The sequence below is a fragment of the Neobacillus sp. PS3-40 genome (assembly GCF_030915485.1).
Lineage (GTDB): Bacteria > Bacillota > Bacilli > Bacillales > Cytobacillaceae > JAUZPL01.
This window is the reverse complement of sequence record NZ_CP133266.1, coordinates 4,070,481-4,089,309: the sequence shown is the minus strand read 5'-3', so window position 1 is coordinate 4,089,309 and position 18,829 is coordinate 4,070,481. Positions and strand designations below refer to the sequence as shown.

The following is an 18,829-nucleotide window of genomic DNA, read 5'->3' as shown; positions in this document are numbered from 1 at the left end:
TCTAGGGATCGGCAGCACCGGTAAAACATTATTTATGATAGTAGCATTCCTTCAACTTGCTGATATATTTTATCTGCCTTCATTAATCCCACTTTTTCAATTTCCTGTAATTCACTTTCAATCTTTCTTTTCAGTTCCTGGTCTTTCATGATTTTTGTATTAATTAATACGTTTAGCTTTGCTCCCTGAAGAGCTGCTTTACAAAATATTACACCAACTCCAACATCACTAATCGCAATTCGTGTTCCTTTTTTTGCATATTCCTCATGTAAATGTATTGCTTCTAAACAGTTCTTCGCGATTTCAAGGGGAACCATAGATGCTTCAACTAGAGCCTCTTGTAATACTGCTTCTTTTGCCAACTTCTCTTCTTCTGTTGTTGAAGGCAATCCATAGGCTTGGGATAACGGATAGAATACTTCAGCATCTTTAGCAACTAAACTTTTAAGATTATTTATAACCACTTCAGACTTTTTAAGGAGTTCGATTATATCATCTTCCACTTCTTTATACTTCTTTTTTCCTACGGTAAGATTTCCGACCATACTGCCTAGAGCCATCCCCAGTGCTCCAGCATATGCTGACGCCCCGCCACCACCAGGTACAGGAGATTTTGATGAAAGTTCTTGGATAAAATCATTACTGCTTTTTTCTAACAAAGGAATCCCTCCAAATTATGTAAATGTGTTTCTTATCTTCATTCTATTTCACATCGGAGTTACACAGTCGCTTTCGCTTTCTGTTGTAAAAGAAGGCAGAATGAATACTCATCTGCCTTCTTCATCTTGTACTTATTCAATAACACCTGAAAACTTCTCACAGGCTTGGACAACATGGTTAAGTAAAATAGTGGTGGTGATTAAGCCGACTCCACCTAAAGCTGGTGTAATCGCTTTGACCTTATCAATAACTGCGTCATAATCAACATCCCCGCAAATTTTACCATTGCCATCATCATTAATTCCAACATCAACAACAATCTGGTCCTGGCTGAAATAATTCTCAGTCATAAACTTAGCCTTCCCTATTGCTGCAACAACGATGTCTGCTTTTGAAGTGACAGATGGCATATCCTTTGTGCGAGAATGGCAAATCGATACTGTCGCATTTTCATCTAAAAGAAGCATGGCTAGCGGCTTCCCAACCACAAGGCTTCTTCCGGCAACAACAACATTTGCTCCCTTTAAAGGGATTTCATAGTACTTCAAAATTTCAATAACAGCTTTTGGAGTACATGGTGCAAATCCAGTGCTGCCCCCTTCAAACACTTTTTCAAGGTTTATAGGATTCATGCAATCGATGTCTTTTGCAGGGTCAATAAGATTGCAGATGACATCCACATCAAGCTGGGCAGGAAGCGGTCTGAAAATCATAATCCCATGCACATTTTTATCCGTATTTGCTTCCGCAAATACATTCGTAACTTCCTCCATTGTAACGTCTATTGGAAGTTGTTTCACATTGATTTTAATGCCAAGAAGCTCACAATTCTTTAAGATGCTTCTTTCATAGGATATGTCGTCCTCACGTTCGCCCACTCTGATTAATAAAAGAGTTGGATGACTATTTTTTTCACCTAGAATGGCTACTCTAGATTTAATATCTTCTCTTAAGTACTCTACTACTGGTTTTCCAGCTAGTTTTACTCCCATAGGTGTTCCTCCTAATTATGAAAGACCAATAATTTCGCCATCTTCAGTAATATCCATTCCATTTGCTGCAGGAACTTTTGGTAGACCTGGCATTGTCATGATTGAACCTGTTAGGGCAACAATAAAGCCTGCTCCAGCAGATACTTTTACTTCTCTTACAGTTAAAGTAAATCCAGTTGGTGCACCAAGTAATGCTGCATTGTCAGAGAATGAATACTGAGTCTTAGCCATACAAATTGGCATCTTATCAAGTCCAAGCGCTGCAATTTCTGCTATTTGTTTTTTAGCTGCTGGTGCAAAATCCACTCTTCCAGCACGATAAATTTCAGTCGCAATCGTCGTGATTTTCTCTTCTATTGTACCATCTACATCATAAAGAGGTGCATAATTTGATGGTTTTGTTTCACAGATTTCAATAACTTTATTGGCTAAGTCAATTGCGCCTTCTCCACCTTTTGTAAATACTTCGGCAAGAACCACGTCAACACCCTGAGCAGCACATTTTTCTTTTAATAAATTAATTTCTGCTTCAGTATCTGTTGGGAATTTATTAATAGCTACTACTGCTGGAACACCAAATTTGCTGACATTCTCTAAATGTCTTGCAAGGTTTGCGATTCCGGCTTCAAGAGCTTCAAGATTTTCATTTCCGAGTTCAGTTTTTGGAACTCCACCATTCATTTTAAGGGCACGAATGGTTGCAACAATAACAGCTGCATCTGGTTTTAACTCAGCAAAGCGACATTTAATGTCAAAGAACTTCTCTGCACCAAGGTCAGCACCAAAGCCAGCTTCTGTAACAACATAATCAGCTAATTTTAAAGCGACTGTTGTTGCCATTACTGAGTTACAACCATGAGCGATGTTAGCAAACGGTCCGCCATGGATAAATGCTGGTGTATTTTCAACTGTTTGAACCAAGTTAGGCATGATAGCATCTTTTAACAATAAAGCCATAGCTCCAGTTGCTTGGATGTCACCTGCTGTAACAGCATTTCCATCTGTACTATAAGCAACGATCATTCTTGATAATCTTTCTTTAAGGTCAGTTAAGCTAGTTGCAAGGCATAGAATCGCCATGATTTCTGATGCTACAGTAATATCGAAACCTGCTTGTCTAACGAAACCATCACCTTTTCCACCTAGGCCGATAATGACATTTCGTAGTGTGCGGTCATTCATGTCTAGGACACGTTTCCAAATAATTTTCTTAGGATCTATTTTCAATGCATTTCCTTGATGAATATGGTTATCTATTAGTGCTGCAAGTAAATTATGTGCAGAAGTTATGGCATGGAAATCGCCTGTGAAATGAAGGTTAATGTCCTCCATTGGCACTACTTGTGCGTAGCCTCCGCCTGCTGCTCCACCCTTCATACCAAATACTGGTCCTAGTGATGGTTCACGAAGCGCTGTAACCGCTTTCTTTCCAACTTTATTTAAACCCATAGAGAGTCCAACATTGATAGTTGTCTTTCCTTCTCCTGCAGGTGTGGGGTTAATTGCTGTAACAAGAATAAGTTTTCCATCTGGCTTATCTTCTAATCTTTTAAGTACATCTAATGATACTTTTGCTTTATATCTTCCGTAAGGCTCTAATTCATGTTCGTCTATTCCAAGATAATCTGCAACCTCTACAATCGGTACCATTTTAGCTTCTTGAGCGATCTGAACATCTGTTTTCATAAAACCTCTCCTCGTTTGAGAATTAATACAGCATCTTCTTTGACACTACAATTTAAATTTTAACAATATTAAATAACTTAAGCTATTGTTATTAATTCCAAAAAACAACACCCCCATTTAGAAATTCACACAATACCTTAGGCGATTCATGAAATCTCCAAGAATAAATGGGCTTTAAATTAGCAACTCCCGTTCAAAGATTTTACATTTCAGTTACAATCAGGATCTACTTTAATCGATCATCACTAAAAAATTAACCCACAAGTGCATTTATTCCTTGATATCCAAAATAAAAGCCAAATCCAATTAGTGACATACCCGATAGGATCGAAACTGCTATAAGACTTTTTACATTTAACAGCTTTCGGAAACCTGTAGTAAGTGTTGCAACAAATACATCCCAAAAAGTAAGGCCAATAAAGATCATGCTACTATAAATCAATAATGACTCAGTTCCGTTTGTTTGGGCTGTTTTAGCTAGAACTGAACCATAGATCCCTAACCAAAAAAGAATGGATAATGGGCTTGTTATTGACATAAAGAAACCTGTCAGAAAGCATTTAAATAAAGAATCCTTCTCCCTGCTACATGTAAGAGTAACTTTACTTGCTCCCTTGATACTTTCCGCTCCTGAATAAATAAGAATAAATCCTCCAAAAAGCCAAAGAAAGATTTGTACAACAGGAACCCCTAAAAATTGAACCATCCCTAAATAAACCATTAGCATAAAGATTCCATCTGCAATCATCGAACCAATTCCCACAATCCAAGCATGCCAGAATCCATTCTTTATCCCCTTAGATAATCTAGCAGAATTAACCGGGCCAATTGGTGCAGCTAAAGTAAAGCCCAAGATTATGTAACTAGTTAAAATACTTGCACTCAAGAAAAACCACTCCAATAACTTTAAGTACGAACTTGTACATTAATTTTATGAGACAACTACAGAATAAATTAACTCTTTTGGGGAATTTTATAAGATAAGTTTATTAAAACTTTTCAGGGGGGCTTGGCTTGTCAATTTTTGTTTATCAAACATTTCAAATTAAACAAGATAAATTTAAAGAAGGAATAGATAATTTAAGAGAGATTAAATGTTTTCGGAATGAACACTATGCTCAAAAGGTTGAGATTTTAACTCCGGTTTCAGGGGAAGATCATACATACGCGTTTTTAACCACATACGAAGGCCTAGCTGAAATGGAATTGCAAAGCAAAAAAATGTTTGATGATGAAGAGTATTTAAAGCTAATTGAAGCTTTTTTTCTGCAGAATATTGTTCAAGGCAGTATGAATACTCAAATTTTCCGTTCCATTAGTGAGAAAAAAATTGCGAAAAAAGAAGAGAAAAAATAGCCTTTTTGAACATTGACTTCTTAGTATGTTTTTTTGAGATCTCCGCCAATATATTTTTTAGTGATTAATGATAAAGAAATCTCTCGGATAATCTTTCAAAAAAAGTTTATTAAATTAATCATTATTCACACGTGACATTGGACAAACTAGTTAAGTGCTTCAGGAAAGGTGGCACTTTAAATGAATAAATTTTCTAATACTCTAAGGAGGGTAACAATGGGAATTTTAAGTGGAAATCCTAAGGATGAGCCTTTACACTACGGAGAGGTCTTTGATATATGGGCTTCACAATTAGCTGGAAATGGTATGGTAGCTGGTTATCAAACCATGCTGAATCATGTAGGTGATGATGATTTAAAAAAATTATTATCAGAAGCAATTGAAATTGGACAACAGCAATTGAAACAAACCGCAGAGCTTTTAAAAGACAACGGCATTGCCTTACCTCCAGCTGCTCCTGAAGTACCAGATGCATGTTTAAATGATATCCCTGTAGGGGCAAGATTCCAAGATCCGGCAATTGCAGCTGTGCTCTCTGCTGATATTGCAGTTGGATTAGTTGCTTGCAGCCAAATTATAGGTAAATCAATCAGAGAAGACGTTGCTATGATGTATGGCCAATTCCATGTACAAAAGGCGGCACTTGGTGCAAAAGCACTTCGTTTGAATAAAGAAAAAGGCTGGATCATTCCTCCTCCACTGCATCTTAATAAGCATCAGGATTGCTAACATTTGCAGCTGTAAGTTGATTTGAAAAGGAATATTATAAGTAGTTACTAAAAAACACGGTTAGAAGTAACCGTCAGATTGTCGAGAAAGGGGTATTTTTCTCGGCAATTTTTATTTTCTCAGCACCAAAATACCAAACTTATGAATGATTCCTGCAAATGGGCCTGTTGATTTCCGCTCCAGGCACTCGCTTTCCGCGGGGAGGTCCTGGAGCCTCCTCGGCGTTACCACCTAGGGCACTGAAAAACTTTCTTTTTTAAAACCACAAAATAGCCTTTTATTAAAAAGCCGACATTCGTTCCATATTTTTGGAAGAAGCGCCTTTTTTCTTGCATTTGGATTCCAGGCTAATCATTATTAACCTAGAAATTTTATTATTCTTATTAAATTCCTGTGAATATAGCTATTGCCCTCTTAATCATCCCTAAGAGAGAGAAAAAAGGGTGATTGCTGTCCTGAATAGAGCTTAATCATCCTTGTAATCGTGGAAAAAGCCCGCATGCTGTCTCGAATAGAGCCTAATCATCCCTGTGATCGTGGAAAAAGCCCATATGCTGTCCCGAATTGACCCTAATCATCCCCGTGCTTTTTCAGCGCGCTCCGCTTTAGCGCCGAGGAGGCTCCCCGGCACTAAAGCGGAAAGCGAGCGCCTGGAGCGGAATTCAACTGACCTGCTACAAAGCAACATACTAATATTTTAACAAATTAACGCGGTGAATTAATATAAGAATTATACAAAATAATAAGCTGTCGAAGGTTTTTCGACAGCCTGACACGGTTAGAAGTAACCGTGTTTTCCTGTGTTTCTTTACTTTCTTTCAAATTATTGCATTTGTTGACCAAATTCCTTCATGCATTCCTGTACGAGTGTTACACCCTGACTCATTGCGGCTCCGCCACCGATGGCTGTTGCCACTCCAATCGCTTCAAAAATTTCCTTTTCACTACAGCCTTGGTCTAGACATCCTTTAGTATGATAAATAATACAATATTCGTCCTGTGAGTATATACTTGTTCCAAGAGCAATCAATTGTTTATTTTTTTGAGATATTTCTCCTTCTTTAAAGCAAGCCTCAGTAAATTCATTAAAAGAAGTTAGTATTTCTGGCATATTTAGAGTAGAACTTCCAATCCCCTCTTTAAAACGATTCAAATCTATTTGTTTTGAGCTTGTAAATCCTAATCCATTTTGTTCCATATTAGTTACTTCCTTTCTTCTCCGTAAATTTTTTAGAAAATATAAACTATAATTAATACATTATCATGTAAAATACTCAATTTTAGCTTTGGGAAAATACGTATGGATGTAGCTGCCAAGCGTATCCTTAATATCTTCTTGTTCACTATTTGTATAGACATACTTACCGATTCCGTAGCGACCCCATTTCCATTTCCGCTTTGTCTCGTCAAGTTCTAGTTTTGTCATCGGATAGTTTTTTTGGATCACACGTTTTGCCGGTTGGGTAAACCGATGTTGAATCATTTCAAAAGTTAAATCTGTCTTTGCAGAATCTGGTAGCTCAGATTCCAGTTTTTCTAGCATTACTCGATAACCCTCTTGCCATCCCTCATGAAGATAAATGGGAGCAATTATAAATCCTAATGGATATCCTGCTCCAGCCACTTTAACTGCGGCCTCAATTCGTTCTGGCAATCTTGATGTTCCAGGTTCAAAATTTTTGATAATATAATCGTCGTTTATACTAAAGCGAAAACGAGTTCGACCATTATGTTTGGCGTCAAGTAAATGATCGACATGAGCAAATTTTGTTACAAACCGAAGTCTTCCATACTCTGATTGACCAAAAAATTCAATTGCCTTTTTTAACGTATGTGTTAAATGATCAACCCCTACAATATCCGATGTACATGAAGCTTCAAATCTTGTTGGTTCTGGAGCACGTTCTTTCATGTATTGATCCGCAGCTTCAAAGATGTCATCAATATTGACGTATGTGCGGATATAAGGTTTGCTGCCCATCGTGGTTTGTAAATAGCAATAATGGCAATGCCCCATACATCCTGTCACAAACGGAATTGCATATTCCGCAGAAGGTTTCGAAGTATCAAATTTTAAAGTTTTTCGAACTCCGACAACTAATGTAGATTTTGCAATCCGGTATTTTTGAAAATCGCTTTCTCCAGGCAAATTTCGAATTTGATTGTGTGAAGTTGTTTGCCTGATTTCGATTCCCATACCTTCAAATTTAGACATTAACGCTTTTCCAAGTGGATATTCCATTGCAGCTGGTTCAACATAGACGAGTTGTGGTACGAAAGGCTTAACCATCATAATTCTCCATTTCTATCAACCCAAATACTTCTTGATAAGCGTATTCTGCCTCATTTACCGTTGAATAAACTGCCACTTCATCTGTTAATGGATAATAGGTTTCATGTATAAAAAGAGCAAGCTGGTCTGGCTCATCAGGATTTTGAACAACAGCGGCTTCTTGAATATTTGCTACATCTTGAGCATGTGGGTTTCTAATAATGATATAGACAATTTGTCCTGGTTGATACGATTCGTTACTAGCCATATTTTTCACCTGCCCTTTCCATCATAGGTTTAATTATTTTTATAATATTATTCTCCATTAGAAAAATTTTAAGATGAAAGATAGTAGGATTTCGATTTAAAATGTACTTTTGTTTTAATTACGAAAAATAGCCTTTTATTAAAATTTAATTGGAATTTATTATCACGATTGCAAGGGTAATTTTCGGTGAAAGCTAAATGGGGCAGAATATAAACAATGTGAGGGAATAACATGAGTGATATTCTAATTCAAGCTATTAAAAATGATGCAATTATATTAAACGGTCCAAATGATTTGGATTTTTTAATTCATGAGATCCGTCATGCAAAATACGTATTGTTAGGTGAATCATCACATGGGACCTCTGAATACTATAAAATCCGAGTTGAACTTTCAAAAAAACTTATTGCTGATAAAGGTTATACCTTTTTAGCAGTCGAAGGCGACTGGCCTGCTTGTCTTCAGGTAAATAGGTACATAAAAGGATTTGATCAATTACATACAAGTGCTAGGGAGGTTTTATCATCTTTTTCCCGTTGGCCAACCTGGATGTGGGCTAATGAGGAAATAATTGATTTCATTGAGTGGTTAAAGATATACAATCAACATCAGTCGAAAGAGGGTCAAGTCGGCTTTTACGGGATAGATGTTTATAGTTTATGGGAGTCCATGGATGAAATCATCAAGTATTTGGAAAAAATAAACTCTCCTGATATTGAAACAGCAAAAAAAATGTTTGCATGCTTTGAACCATTTAATCGTCAACCTGAAAAGTACGGTATATCTGCCTCCTTCTATTCAGAGGGTTGCAAGGATGAGGTAACAAAGCTTTTAACTGAAATATGTTTAAATAAAAATAAATATCTAGACACTGAAGAAAGTAAATTAGAACTTGAAGTGAATGCAATAATTACAGCAAATGCTGAAAATTACTACAGAACAATGGTTGTCCATGATAATGAATCTTGGAATATGCGAGACAGACATATGGTTGAGGTTATCAATAAAATAAGTGCATATCTGGGCGAGAACTCAAAAGGGATCATCTGGGAACACAACACACATGTTGGCGATGCGAGAGCAACAAATATGGCTGATGAAGGCATCGTAAATGTTGGTCAACTTTTAAGGAAACAGGAAGGACAAGAAAATATATTTATTGTCGGATTTGGTACACATCGTGGAACCGTTATTGCAGCAGATAAATGGGGTGCAAACTTCGAAAGAATGATTACCCCACCTGCTCAAGAAGGTAGCATTGAGGATATGATGCACAAGGCAGGTTCGCATGATAAAATCCTTATTTTCAACGAAAAAAATCAGCATATCTTTAGTCAGAGGATTGGCCACCGCGCCATTGGCGTTGTGTATAACCCGCAATATGAACATTACGGAAACTATGTTCCATCCAGTATGGCAGAACGATATGATGCGTTTATTTACATTAATTCAACGAATGCTCTTACACCAATAGAAGTGGAAAGAGTTTTTATATAATTAAATTACATCTTCAGGATAATTATGTATTAATTGTTACTTTGCTCAGTTGAATTTAAAAGGACATGATTTTATCCCGTTTGTAAATACTAATAAAGCGTTCAATTAGAATGCTTAATGCCGCTAACTACAATGGGAGGTAGGACTGAATGAACATTCGTGAAGGTTTGATTCCAACTGCACTGGGCACAGCCGTTACTGCAACAGGGTATATACTGAAACAAAATCGTGGAGCAAATAAAATGGTCGCTAATACTGTATTTGGATTTGGATTAGCACACATCGTCTTAGGTACTATTGACCTTATTCAACACCGTCGTTAGCAAATTGACGAGCGCACTTATTGCGCTCGTCAATTTATTATCTTATAAGTAAGTAAATCTTTGTTAACGCACTAAAGTAAGTAACTATCGTTGATAAATGAATCAGCACTCAAATCGCATAAGTGCAACTACGCCTCTGTCTTCGCCCTTAGGGGCTCGCCAATCGGCGAGTTTTCTTTAGTTAATCAGAATTTATTTCCATAAATTCTGCTAGCACATAAGTGCAACTACGCCTCTGTCTTCGCCCTTAGGGGCTTGCCAATCGGCGAGTTTTCTTTATCACAAACTATGCATTTCCTTCTCTGCCTCATCCCAAGGAACAGAATAACCTTGACCTTTCGAACAAAAAATCGAGGAAGAAGTATAGTCTGGATCAGCATTTTTATTGTAACCAATTTTCTCGATCACTTGTGCTTGATTGTGACATGGGTAATACCCACCAACTACTAAATTCATTATTCCTTTCCCCTGTGTGATCGAAGCAAACTCAGTACTATAATTCATAAAGGTTGCGACAGGTACTTTCCCTGTTAAAGTCGTTTTATTTCCATCTGTAATTGGTGGTTCAAAGCTACCATGTGCATTTTGAATATCGGTTAAAATTTTACCCATATGATCTAATTCAATTTTCATTTTAAAATGATAAAACGGTTCAAGTAATACGTTCGTTGCTTTTTCTAAACCTTGTCTTATAGCTCTGAAGGTAGCCTCTCTAAAATCACCGCCAGAAGTATGTTTATTATGAGCCCGACCGGTTGATAATGTGACCTGAATATCTGTAAGTGGAGAACCCGTCAAGATTCCGTGATGTTCCTTCTCAAAAAGATGCTGGCGAATTACGTTCTGATTGCCGATTGACAAGTCATCTGAATGGCATTTGTTTTCAAACGTGATACCACTATTTTTGTCAGCAGGCTCTAATTTTAGGTGGACTTCGGCATAATGCCCTAAGGGTTCGAAATGACCATATCCATTGACTACAGAACTGATTGTTTCTTTATACAAAATTTCGGGATCACCAAATGTAACATCAACATGAAATCGCTCTCTGACGATCTGTTCCAATACTTCAAGCTGTATGATCCCCATTACGTGGATATGAATTTCCTGCAAACGTTCTTCCCACATTACATTTAACGAAGGATCTTCCGCATCCAATATTTTAAAGTAGCCTAAAATCTCTTTCACATTGAGTGATGGTTCAAAAATCACTTTGGATTTAAGCGTCGAGGCCATTTCAAAAATCGCTTTATCCGTTAATAATCCTAAACCATCCCCAGCCGAAGCCTCCGAAAGTCCCATTACAGCAAAAATATCCCCCGCCACAACCTGATCAACGGTTTTAAATTTACTTCCATTATATAAGCGTATTTGGGTAATTTTTTCGCAGGATTGACCATATCGAATTTCATCACGAACCTTTAAGTTACCTTGCAAGCATTTGATATAAGTAAGCCTTGAACCTTTTTCGTCATAACGAATTTTATAAACCCTGCCCGCAAAGGGTTCCTCGCTGGAGTAGTTCGTTTTGGTTAAAAGATCTAGTTGCTCTAGAAAAAATTCAATACCGCTATCTTGTAATGCTGATCCATTTACACATGGAAAAAGTTGATTTCGCTTAATCATTTCTTTCATCGTTTCTAGCCACAAATGTTGATGATATCCAGTTTCCATATATTTTTCCAAAAGGAGTTCATTTCTCTCAGCAACAAATTCAAGCAATTCCTCATTCATTTCCCCTTGTTTCATACTTGTTGTAATATCACAAACATCCTCTGTTAAATTTGTCCTAATTTCTTCCATGACACGATCTACATCAGCGCCAACACGATCCATTTTATTAATAAAGAAAAACGTCGGAACGCTATGCTTTTGGAGAAGTTGCCAAACAGTTTCTGTATGCCCCTCGACTCCCTCAACAGCACTAATGATCACTATTGCAAAATCCATTACTTGAAGTGCACGCTCCATTTCCGGGGAAAAATCGATATGTCCGGGTGTATCAATCAAGTAATAAGTGGATTCATTAAATGAGAAAATAGCTTGATCCGCAAAAACCGTAATTCCTCTTTGTCTCTCAATCATATGACTATCTAAAAAAGCATCCTTATGGTCAACACGACCTCTTTGTCTAATTGTTTTTGTATGGAAAAGAAGCTGCTCCGCAAATGTCGTTTTGCCTGCATCAACATGCGCGAGTATTCCAATTGTTTTATTCATTTGCCACCTCGATTACATGTTACTATCCTTGAAAAAATATAAACATCCCGAGAATAAATAGGTATTGGCTTTTTAATAAAGGCTGTTTTCGCATAGATTGTTGTTTTTCGTATATAGGCTAATTCCCATATTAAATATGGGTTCGTGCTCTTTTCCTATATCCAAAGAGTATTATTTTCATAATTATTGCGCGATAAAGTTTGAAAATAGCAACAAAGTTTACGAAAAGAGCCTTAATAAAAGGCTCTTTTGTGGTTAGAAAAAGAAAATTTTTCAGCGCTCTCTCAAATACGAGCTAGCTTTTCCGATTCATTACTGACTTTCTTTCTACTAGGGTGCCTTTGATCGATTTGTATAAGAATGGCCCATTGTGTTCATTTTGTTCAATAGCCCTTAATAGCAAATCTATCGTCGTTTCAATCATCTGGTTTACAGGTTGTTTCCAGGTAGTTAATGAATAAGCTGACCATGATGCTTGATCAATACCGTCAAATCCAACTATTGATACATCCTCTGGTATTCTTAAACCAATTTCCTTTGCGGCATCTATCGCACCAAGTGCCATAATATCATTCGCGCAAAAAATTGCATCCGGAGGATATACACTTTTTAGAAGGCGAAGGGCCGCCCGATATGCACCTTCATATGTATAATCTCCATTTTCCGTGATAAGATTGTATCCGCTCTCCTCTAAAGCTTTACGAAACCCTTTTTCCCGCTCCAAACTAGTGGATATATATGGACTACCAGAAATAAAAGCAAGACGGTAATGACCTTTATCAACCAAATATTTTCCAATTTGATAGCCACCATCAACATTATCGCAGACAACAGCATGGAAAGTAAGATTCTCGTTATAGCGATTAAACATTACAACTGGTAAATTATTATCTTTAAAATAGGTAAGTACTGAAGACGTTAAGTTAGTATCTGTCACTACAACACCTTCAACATTGTATTCAATAAATTGATGCACATCATCACTGTGAATATGATCTTGCTGTGCATTGACGAATAAGAGTTGGTAGCCATTTCTATTTAATTCTCTTGAAAACTTACTCAATACATCAGGATAGAACGGGTTTTTGATATCTCCCATCACAATGCCAATAATATTACTCTTTTTGGTTATTAAACTTCTTGCCAAAGCATTGGGTCGATATCCCAGTTCTTTCGCGGCAATAAGTACCTTTTTTCGAGTTTCTTCCGATACATTCGCCCCTGGTGTAAAGACACGTGAAACGGTAGATTGAGACATCCCTAAGTATTTAGCGACATCAGAAGCCGTAACATTTTTTTGCATGAAATTACCCCCATGCATAGATTTGCCATGATTATACCATATCATTAGCCAACCTAAGCGCCTAGACTGCACTTTTCATCCAATTAATTCATTTCGCATTTATTGCTCTGCTTACATAAAAAATTTCCTCATATCGCTTCCAAAAGATTAGTAAAATCATGTTCAGTACTAACTTCAAACGGAACAATTTTAAAAGACTGTTTGCCACTCGCAATTTTTTAATGAGTGGTAAACAGTCTTTCAATAATTTGCATTAGGTAAGTTATCGTTTCATTTTTCTGCGTCTATACTAGATTTGGCTTTTTTTCGTCAACTAATGTTAGTAGGCGCTTCTTGATTTCTTCAACATTTACAATTTTCCGTGAGACACCCGATTCTAATGCTGCATTTGCAACAGCGGCTGCCACATGTGCCGCTACCCTACGGTCAAATGGATCTGGAATGACATAATCAGCATGCAGTTCTTCATTTGAAATTAAACCTGCAATTGCAAGAACAGCCGCAAGCTTCATTTCCTCATTTATTTCTCTAGCATGAACATCTAATGCTCCGCGAAAAATACCCGGGAATGCAAGTACATTATTAACTTGATTTGGAAAATCAGAACGTCCTGTCCCAACTACTAGTGCTCCCGCTTCTTTTGCTATTTCTGGCATAATTTCTGGTTCTGGATTTGCCATCGCAAAAATAATCGGATCTTGATTCATAGAACGAACCATCTCTTTCGTAACGACACCTGCAGCAGAAACACCAACAAAAACATCTGCGAAAGCAAGTGCATCTCCCACAGTTCCCTGCTTTTGTTCCCTGTTCGTGATACGAGACATCTCATCTTTGAATTTATTCATTCCGTCAGGACGGCCCTTATAAATAATTCCTTTTGTATCACATAAAATTACATCTTTTACACCCATATGAAGTAAGAGTTTAACAATTGCCACACCTGCTGCACCTGCACCGTTTACGACGACATGAATATCTTTGATATCTTTGTTTGCTAGTTTAAGAGCATTGATCAATCCAGCCGCGGTCACAATCGCAGTACCATGTTGATCATCATGGAAAACAGGAATATCACAGGCTTTTCGTAATCTATCTTCAATTTCAAAGCATCGAGGGGCCGCGATGTCTTCCAAGTTCACTCCACCAAAAGTCGGTTGTAATAGCTTAACAGTCTCGACAATTTTATCTGGTTCAGTTGTACCTAAACAAATCGGGAATGCATCCACATCAGCAAATGATTTGAATAACACTGCCTTGCCTTCCATAACCGGCATCGCAGCTTTCGGGCCAATATTACCAAGACCAAGGACAGCAGTTCCATCTGAAACTATGGCAACGAGATTCCCTTTCGCGGTGTATTCATATACTTTACTATCATCCATGTATATTTCCATGCAAGGTTCAGCTACTCCCGGAGAATATGCAAGACTTAAATCCTTACCATCAGAAACTTGAACCTTTGAATAGACCCCAAGTTTTCCTTGATGTTCCCTGTGCATTTTTAACGCTTCTTCTCGTAAGTTGGACATAAAGTAACTCTCCTCTTTATACAATTTTATTTTTTTGTAACCAGAAAAGATGTACATTTTTTAATCAAAGCAGATTACGCATTTTTTTAAGCTAATCAGAATTTATAACTATAAATTCTGCTCGTGCATAAGAGCAACTAACCCTTATCATCGCCCTAAGGGGCTTTTATGAATACGTATTCATTGTTTTTAAAAGTGCTATGGTAAAAATAGTATTGACCATACAAAACATGGCTGAAATGGTCATTAATCAACTGAGTTTTCAACAAATCCAATAAAAAGTGATAATCAAAATTACTGGTTTACGGGAACAAATCCAATTGCAATCGTATTCACGACTCAATAATGTCGTAAATTAGTTTTACTGTCAATTATTTCTAAAAAAAATAACAATTTATTCAAAATTAATGTTCAATAAATAAACATTTATATGATTCTAATCAGTGAATTTTATGATCCTAAATTTAGTACCAAATAAAGTTTTAAATTTTCCTAAAACGATTGTCTTAATTTTCAAATTAATGTGATAAAATTTAGTAATACGAAAGATTACCCATAGGAGGAGAATTTGAATGGTTAAAATAAGTGAAAAACGTCTATTACGTTCTGAAGTCCCAGAGGAATTGACCTGGAATCTGGATGATTTGTTTGTTTCTGATCAATCCTGGGAAGCCGAGCTTTTAGTCATTGAAAAGGAACTAGCGAGGTTTGATCAATTTAAAGGGACATTACATACCGGCTCAAAAGCCTTATTAGATTGTTTAAGTGCTCAGGAACAGCTAACTTTAAAAGTAATTAAGGCGTTAACTTATGTAGAGCTAAAACAATCAACGGATGGAACGGATCCAGTGAATCAGTCAAATTCCGCTAAATCCTCTGCCTTATATACAAAATTGAACGCAGCATTATCGTTTATTTCGTCTGAAATCCTTGCTCTTAAGGATGGAACGATTGAAAAATACCTACAGGAAGATGCAAGTTTGGAGCCATTCCAAAATGATTTACGAAAACTTATTGAAACAAAAAAACATAAACTTTCACCAGATACAGAAGAAGCGTTAGCTGCTTTAGGTGAATTACAAGACGCTCCATATCAAATCTATCAAATGTCAAAATTAGCTGATATGCAATTTTCTCCAATCAATGATGAGGAAGGAAACGAGCTACCTGTCTCATTTGCTCTATTTGAGAATCGTTACGAGTTTTCTGCCGATACAGCTGAACGCCGAAAAGCGTATAATTCGTTCGTTTCTACGTTAAAGCAATATAAAAATACATTTGCAACTACCTATGCAACAGAGATCATAAAGCAAGTAACCATGTCCCGGATGCGGAAATATGAGTCTGTCACCCATATGCTTTTAGAACAGCAGCAGGTAACTCTCGAAATGTACAATAATCAGTTGAATATTATTTTTAAAGAATTAGCACCATTTATGCGGCGCTTTGCCCAATTAAAAAAGCAGGTTTTAGGTCTTGATCAGCTTCTTTTCTGTGATTTGAAGGCGCCCTTAGATTCTGATTTCAATCCAAAAACCACGTATGAAGAAGCGAGTAAACTAATCCTTGAAGCTTTGAAAGTGATGGGACCTGAGTACAGCGCGATCATCGAAAAAGGTTTTAAAGAAAGATGGGTTGATCTTGCAGATAATATCGGGAAGTCAACTGGGGCCTTCTGTGCTAGCCCATATGGTGCTCATCCTTACATTCTAACAACTTGGCAGGATAATATGCGCGCAGCTTTTACCTTGGCACATGAATTCGGTCATGCCGGACATTTCTTTTTAGCTAATAAAAACCAACGTGTCATGAATGTCAGCCCTTCCACCTATTTTGTAGAAGCACCTTCTACCATGAATGAATTATTATTAGGTCAATATTTGCTTGCGGAAACGAGCGATCTGCAAATGCGCCGTTGGGTCATTTTGCAGTTACTAGGAACGTATTATCATAATTTTGTTACACACTTGCTTGAAGGCGAATATCAGCGTAGAGTATATGCACTTGCAGAAAGTGGAACTGCTTTGACAGCAACGAAACTATCTGAAGTAACAGGGGCCGTTCTTTCTGAGTTCTGGGGAGATACAGTAGAAATAGATGAAGGTGCAACACTAACCTGGATGCGGCAGCCACATTATTATATGGGTTTATATCCTTACACCTACTCAGCCGGATTGACTGTATCCACTGCTGTTGCTCAAATGATTCAGGAAGAAGGGCAGCCGGCCGTTGACAGATGGCTTGAAGTGCTGCGTTCTGGCGGAACGATGAAGCCCCTGGATCTAATAAAACATGCTGGAGTAGATATGACAAAGCCAGATACCATCCGTAAAGCAGTATCCTATGTTGGTACACTTATTGAGGAATTAGAACGGTCTTTCGAGTAATAAACAGATGAACCCTTGATTTAACAGTAAAAATGCACACTTCATTTCATAGATGAAATAAAGTGTGCATTTCTATGATTTTTAATTATTTGTACCTCTGAGGTAAACCCTTAATGATGAGATCCATGCCCGCAGCGGGAACAAGTCTAGCAATGTAGTCTATTTTTAACTTAGTAGTTTCATTAATAATATAGCCAAGATTACTGTCGATGCTCCGCCAATTCTAGTGGAAACCTGTGCAAATGGCATCAATGACATCCTGTTTGAAGCAGAAAGAATGGCAACGTCACCAGTTCCACCTAAACCACTATGACAACCTGTAACAATTGCTGAGTCAACTGGATACATTTTCATCAGCTTTCCAACTAGATACCCAGAACCTACCATTGCTACTACAACAGCTGCACAAATGATAACATATGCCGGGGTAACAATTTTCACGACATCCTTAAGAGGAATATAAAGCATTCCTAAACCAACCATCAACGGCCATGTCAAACTTGTAGATACAAATTTATATAGGTGATGGGCTCCCTCTTCCATTTTAGCTGGCATTACTTTTACACTTTTAACTAGTGCTGCTGCAATAATCATTAAAACAGGACCGGGAATTCCAAGAAACTTGTTGCCAAGCAGACCTAGGATAAAGAAACTACAAGCGATTAGAAGTCCAGCACCCATCAGTTGGAAATTAACAGGCTTATTGATCGTGGATTCTTCTGTAATTCCGTCCCCACCTTTTGTTTTTACCAAAACTCCATTTCCAGTAAGTTCCGGTTTTTTCTCTCCCAGGCGTTGCAGCATACCTGCACAAATGATTGCAACGATATTACCAATAACGGCCGCTGGAATCAATTGGCCAACAAATGATTCGGCAGTTTTCCCTGCAATTTCAGCATACCCTAATGATAGTGGCAAAATTCCCTCACCAATACCCCCTCCGATTATGGGAACAATTATATAAAATAAGGTATGTTTCATGCTATATCCAAAAAGCAAACCAACTAGGACCCCTACAACTACGGATGCAATTGTTCCGACAATAAGTGGAACAAACATACGTGTAAATCCTTGAATTAATACTTTACGGTTCATTCCAAGAATACTTCCGACTACTAAAGTTGAAATATATAGATAAAGGAAGTTAGATGTTTTCATCAGCATAGTAACCGCTGCCAACCCAGCAGGGTTAATCAAATTATAAAATACTAGAATAGAAGGAACTAATAGTGATAAAATGGCTGGACCGCCGATATCCTTTAATACTGGGATTCTCATCCCAACGTCCCCAAGTAAAATCCCCATTACAATAATAACTGCAAAGCCACCGATCATGTCTGCCGGAAGCTTGTTATACACAGATGCAGCATATATTACAGCCACAATAATTAAATATAGTGGTAGTGGGACAACCCCTACTTTTATATTCCCAAACTTTGCGAAAAAGCCTTTTTTTCTTTCTTTTTCCTCTGTCTCATCAGTAAGCGGTTCCAATTTTTTTACTAGTTCCATGATTTCATCTCCCCCATCTATTTATAATCCAATCATATTTGTAATTAAACCGCTTTCATAGTTTATGTAAGTTTAATAATCATTTTGGAAAT

Annotated in this window: 16 protein-coding genes; 5 read left to right on the top strand and 11 right to left on the bottom strand. The window is 37.3% G+C overall.

Going from position 1 to position 18,829, the window contains the following annotated elements:
• Window positions 1-32: 32 nt before the first annotated feature.
• From RCG20_RS19885 to RCG20_RS19870, 4 genes are all read right to left on the bottom strand, one after another.
• Window positions 33-659 (bottom strand): cyclodeaminase/cyclohydrolase family protein, encoded by a 627-nt coding sequence (locus tag RCG20_RS19885; protein WP_308181868.1) that lies wholly within the window; start codon window positions 657-659, stop codon window positions 33-35.
• A 132-nt stretch (window positions 660-791) separates the two neighbouring features.
• Window positions 792-1,652: a bifunctional 5,10-methylenetetrahydrofolate dehydrogenase/5,10-methenyltetrahydrofolate cyclohydrolase gene (locus RCG20_RS19880; protein WP_308181867.1), complete on the bottom strand. Its 861-nt coding sequence runs from the start codon at window positions 1,650-1,652 to the stop codon at window positions 792-794.
• A gap of 15 nt (window positions 1,653-1,667) precedes the next feature.
• Window positions 1,668-3,338, bottom strand: a complete 1,671-nt coding sequence (locus RCG20_RS19875) for a formate--tetrahydrofolate ligase (protein WP_308181866.1) — start codon at window positions 3,336-3,338, stop codon at window positions 1,668-1,670.
• 253 nt (window positions 3,339-3,591) lie between these two features.
• Window positions 3,592-4,224 carry a LysE family transporter gene (locus tag RCG20_RS19870; protein ID WP_308181865.1) on the bottom strand — a complete coding sequence of 211 codons (633 nt, stop codon included), beginning with the start codon at window positions 4,222-4,224 and terminating at the stop codon, window positions 3,592-3,594.
• Window positions 4,225-4,352: 128 nt separating this feature from the next.
• Here RCG20_RS19870 and RCG20_RS19865 point away from each other — a divergent pair, with 128 nt between their 5' ends.
• Both RCG20_RS19865 and RCG20_RS19860 read left to right on the top strand, forming a co-directional pair.
• Window positions 4,353-4,694: a hypothetical protein gene (locus RCG20_RS19865; protein WP_308181864.1), complete on the top strand. Its 342-nt coding sequence runs from the start codon at window positions 4,353-4,355 to the stop codon at window positions 4,692-4,694.
• A gap of 216 nt (window positions 4,695-4,910) precedes the next feature.
• On the top strand, window positions 4,911-5,423 hold the full coding sequence (locus RCG20_RS19860) for a DUF3231 family protein (RefSeq protein WP_308184409.1): 513 nt from the start codon (window positions 4,911-4,913) through the stop codon (window positions 5,421-5,423).
• An 823-nt stretch (window positions 5,424-6,246) separates the two neighbouring features.
• Here the strand turns inward: RCG20_RS19860 and RCG20_RS19855 are convergent.
• The 3 genes from RCG20_RS19855 to RCG20_RS19845 all read right to left on the bottom strand — a co-directional run bounded on the left by RCG20_RS19855 (window position 6,247) and on the right by RCG20_RS19845 (window position 7,963).
• On the bottom strand, window positions 6,247-6,621 hold the full coding sequence (locus RCG20_RS19855) for a carboxymuconolactone decarboxylase family protein (protein WP_308181863.1): 375 nt from the start codon (window positions 6,619-6,621) through the stop codon (window positions 6,247-6,249).
• 63 nt (window positions 6,622-6,684) lie between these two features.
• Window positions 6,685-7,713, bottom strand: a complete 1,029-nt coding sequence (splB, locus tag RCG20_RS19850; RefSeq protein ID WP_308181861.1) for a spore photoproduct lyase — start codon at window positions 7,711-7,713, stop codon at window positions 6,685-6,687.
• Window positions 7,706-7,963 carry a transcriptional regulator SplA domain-containing protein gene (locus RCG20_RS19845; protein WP_308181860.1) on the bottom strand — a complete coding sequence of 86 codons (258 nt, stop codon included), beginning with the start codon at window positions 7,961-7,963 and terminating at the stop codon, window positions 7,706-7,708. The genes splB and RCG20_RS19845 overlap by 8 nt, the downstream gene beginning before the upstream one ends.
• Window positions 7,964-8,194: 231 nt before the next feature.
• On the opposite strand from RCG20_RS19845, the gene RCG20_RS19840 reads away from it, so the two are divergent.
• Both RCG20_RS19840 and RCG20_RS19835 read left to right on the top strand, forming a co-directional pair.
• Window positions 8,195-9,460 (top strand): erythromycin esterase family protein, encoded by a 1,266-nt coding sequence (locus RCG20_RS19840; RefSeq protein ID WP_308181859.1) that lies wholly within the window; start codon window positions 8,195-8,197, stop codon window positions 9,458-9,460.
• Between the two features lie 149 nt (window positions 9,461-9,609).
• Entirely contained in the window at window positions 9,610-9,783 is a 174-nt protein-coding gene (locus RCG20_RS19835) for an asparagine synthase (RefSeq protein WP_308181858.1), read from the top strand.
• A 279-nt stretch (window positions 9,784-10,062) separates the two neighbouring features.
• On the opposite strand, the gene RCG20_RS19830 is transcribed toward RCG20_RS19835, so the two are convergent.
• The 3 genes from RCG20_RS19830 to RCG20_RS19820 form a co-directional block, all read right to left on the bottom strand.
• The gene (locus RCG20_RS19830) at window positions 10,063-12,003 is read right to left on the bottom strand and encodes a GTP-binding protein (protein ID WP_308181857.1); all 1,941 of its coding nucleotides are present in this window, start codon (window positions 12,001-12,003) and stop codon (window positions 10,063-10,065) included.
• A gap of 295 nt (window positions 12,004-12,298) precedes the next feature.
• On the bottom strand, window positions 12,299-13,306 hold the full coding sequence (locus tag RCG20_RS19825) for a LacI family DNA-binding transcriptional regulator (protein WP_308181856.1): 1,008 nt from the start codon (window positions 13,304-13,306) through the stop codon (window positions 12,299-12,301).
• Between the two features lie 284 nt (window positions 13,307-13,590).
• Complete coding sequence (locus RCG20_RS19820) at window positions 13,591-14,838, bottom strand: NADP-dependent malic enzyme (protein WP_308181855.1); 1,248 nt, start codon at window positions 14,836-14,838, stop codon at window positions 13,591-13,593.
• Between the two features lie 572 nt (window positions 14,839-15,410).
• Between RCG20_RS19820 and pepF the strand changes: the two genes are divergently transcribed.
• Window positions 15,411-17,225 carry an oligoendopeptidase F gene (pepF, locus tag RCG20_RS19815; protein WP_308181854.1) on the top strand — a complete coding sequence of 605 codons (1,815 nt, stop codon included), beginning with the start codon at window positions 15,411-15,413 and terminating at the stop codon, window positions 17,223-17,225.
• Between the two features lie 165 nt (window positions 17,226-17,390).
• On the opposite strand, the gene RCG20_RS19810 is transcribed toward pepF, so the two are convergent.
• Entirely contained in the window at window positions 17,391-18,737 is a 1,347-nt protein-coding gene (locus RCG20_RS19810) for a 2-hydroxycarboxylate transporter family protein (RefSeq protein WP_308181853.1), read from the bottom strand.
• Window positions 18,738-18,829: the final 92 nt, after the last annotated feature.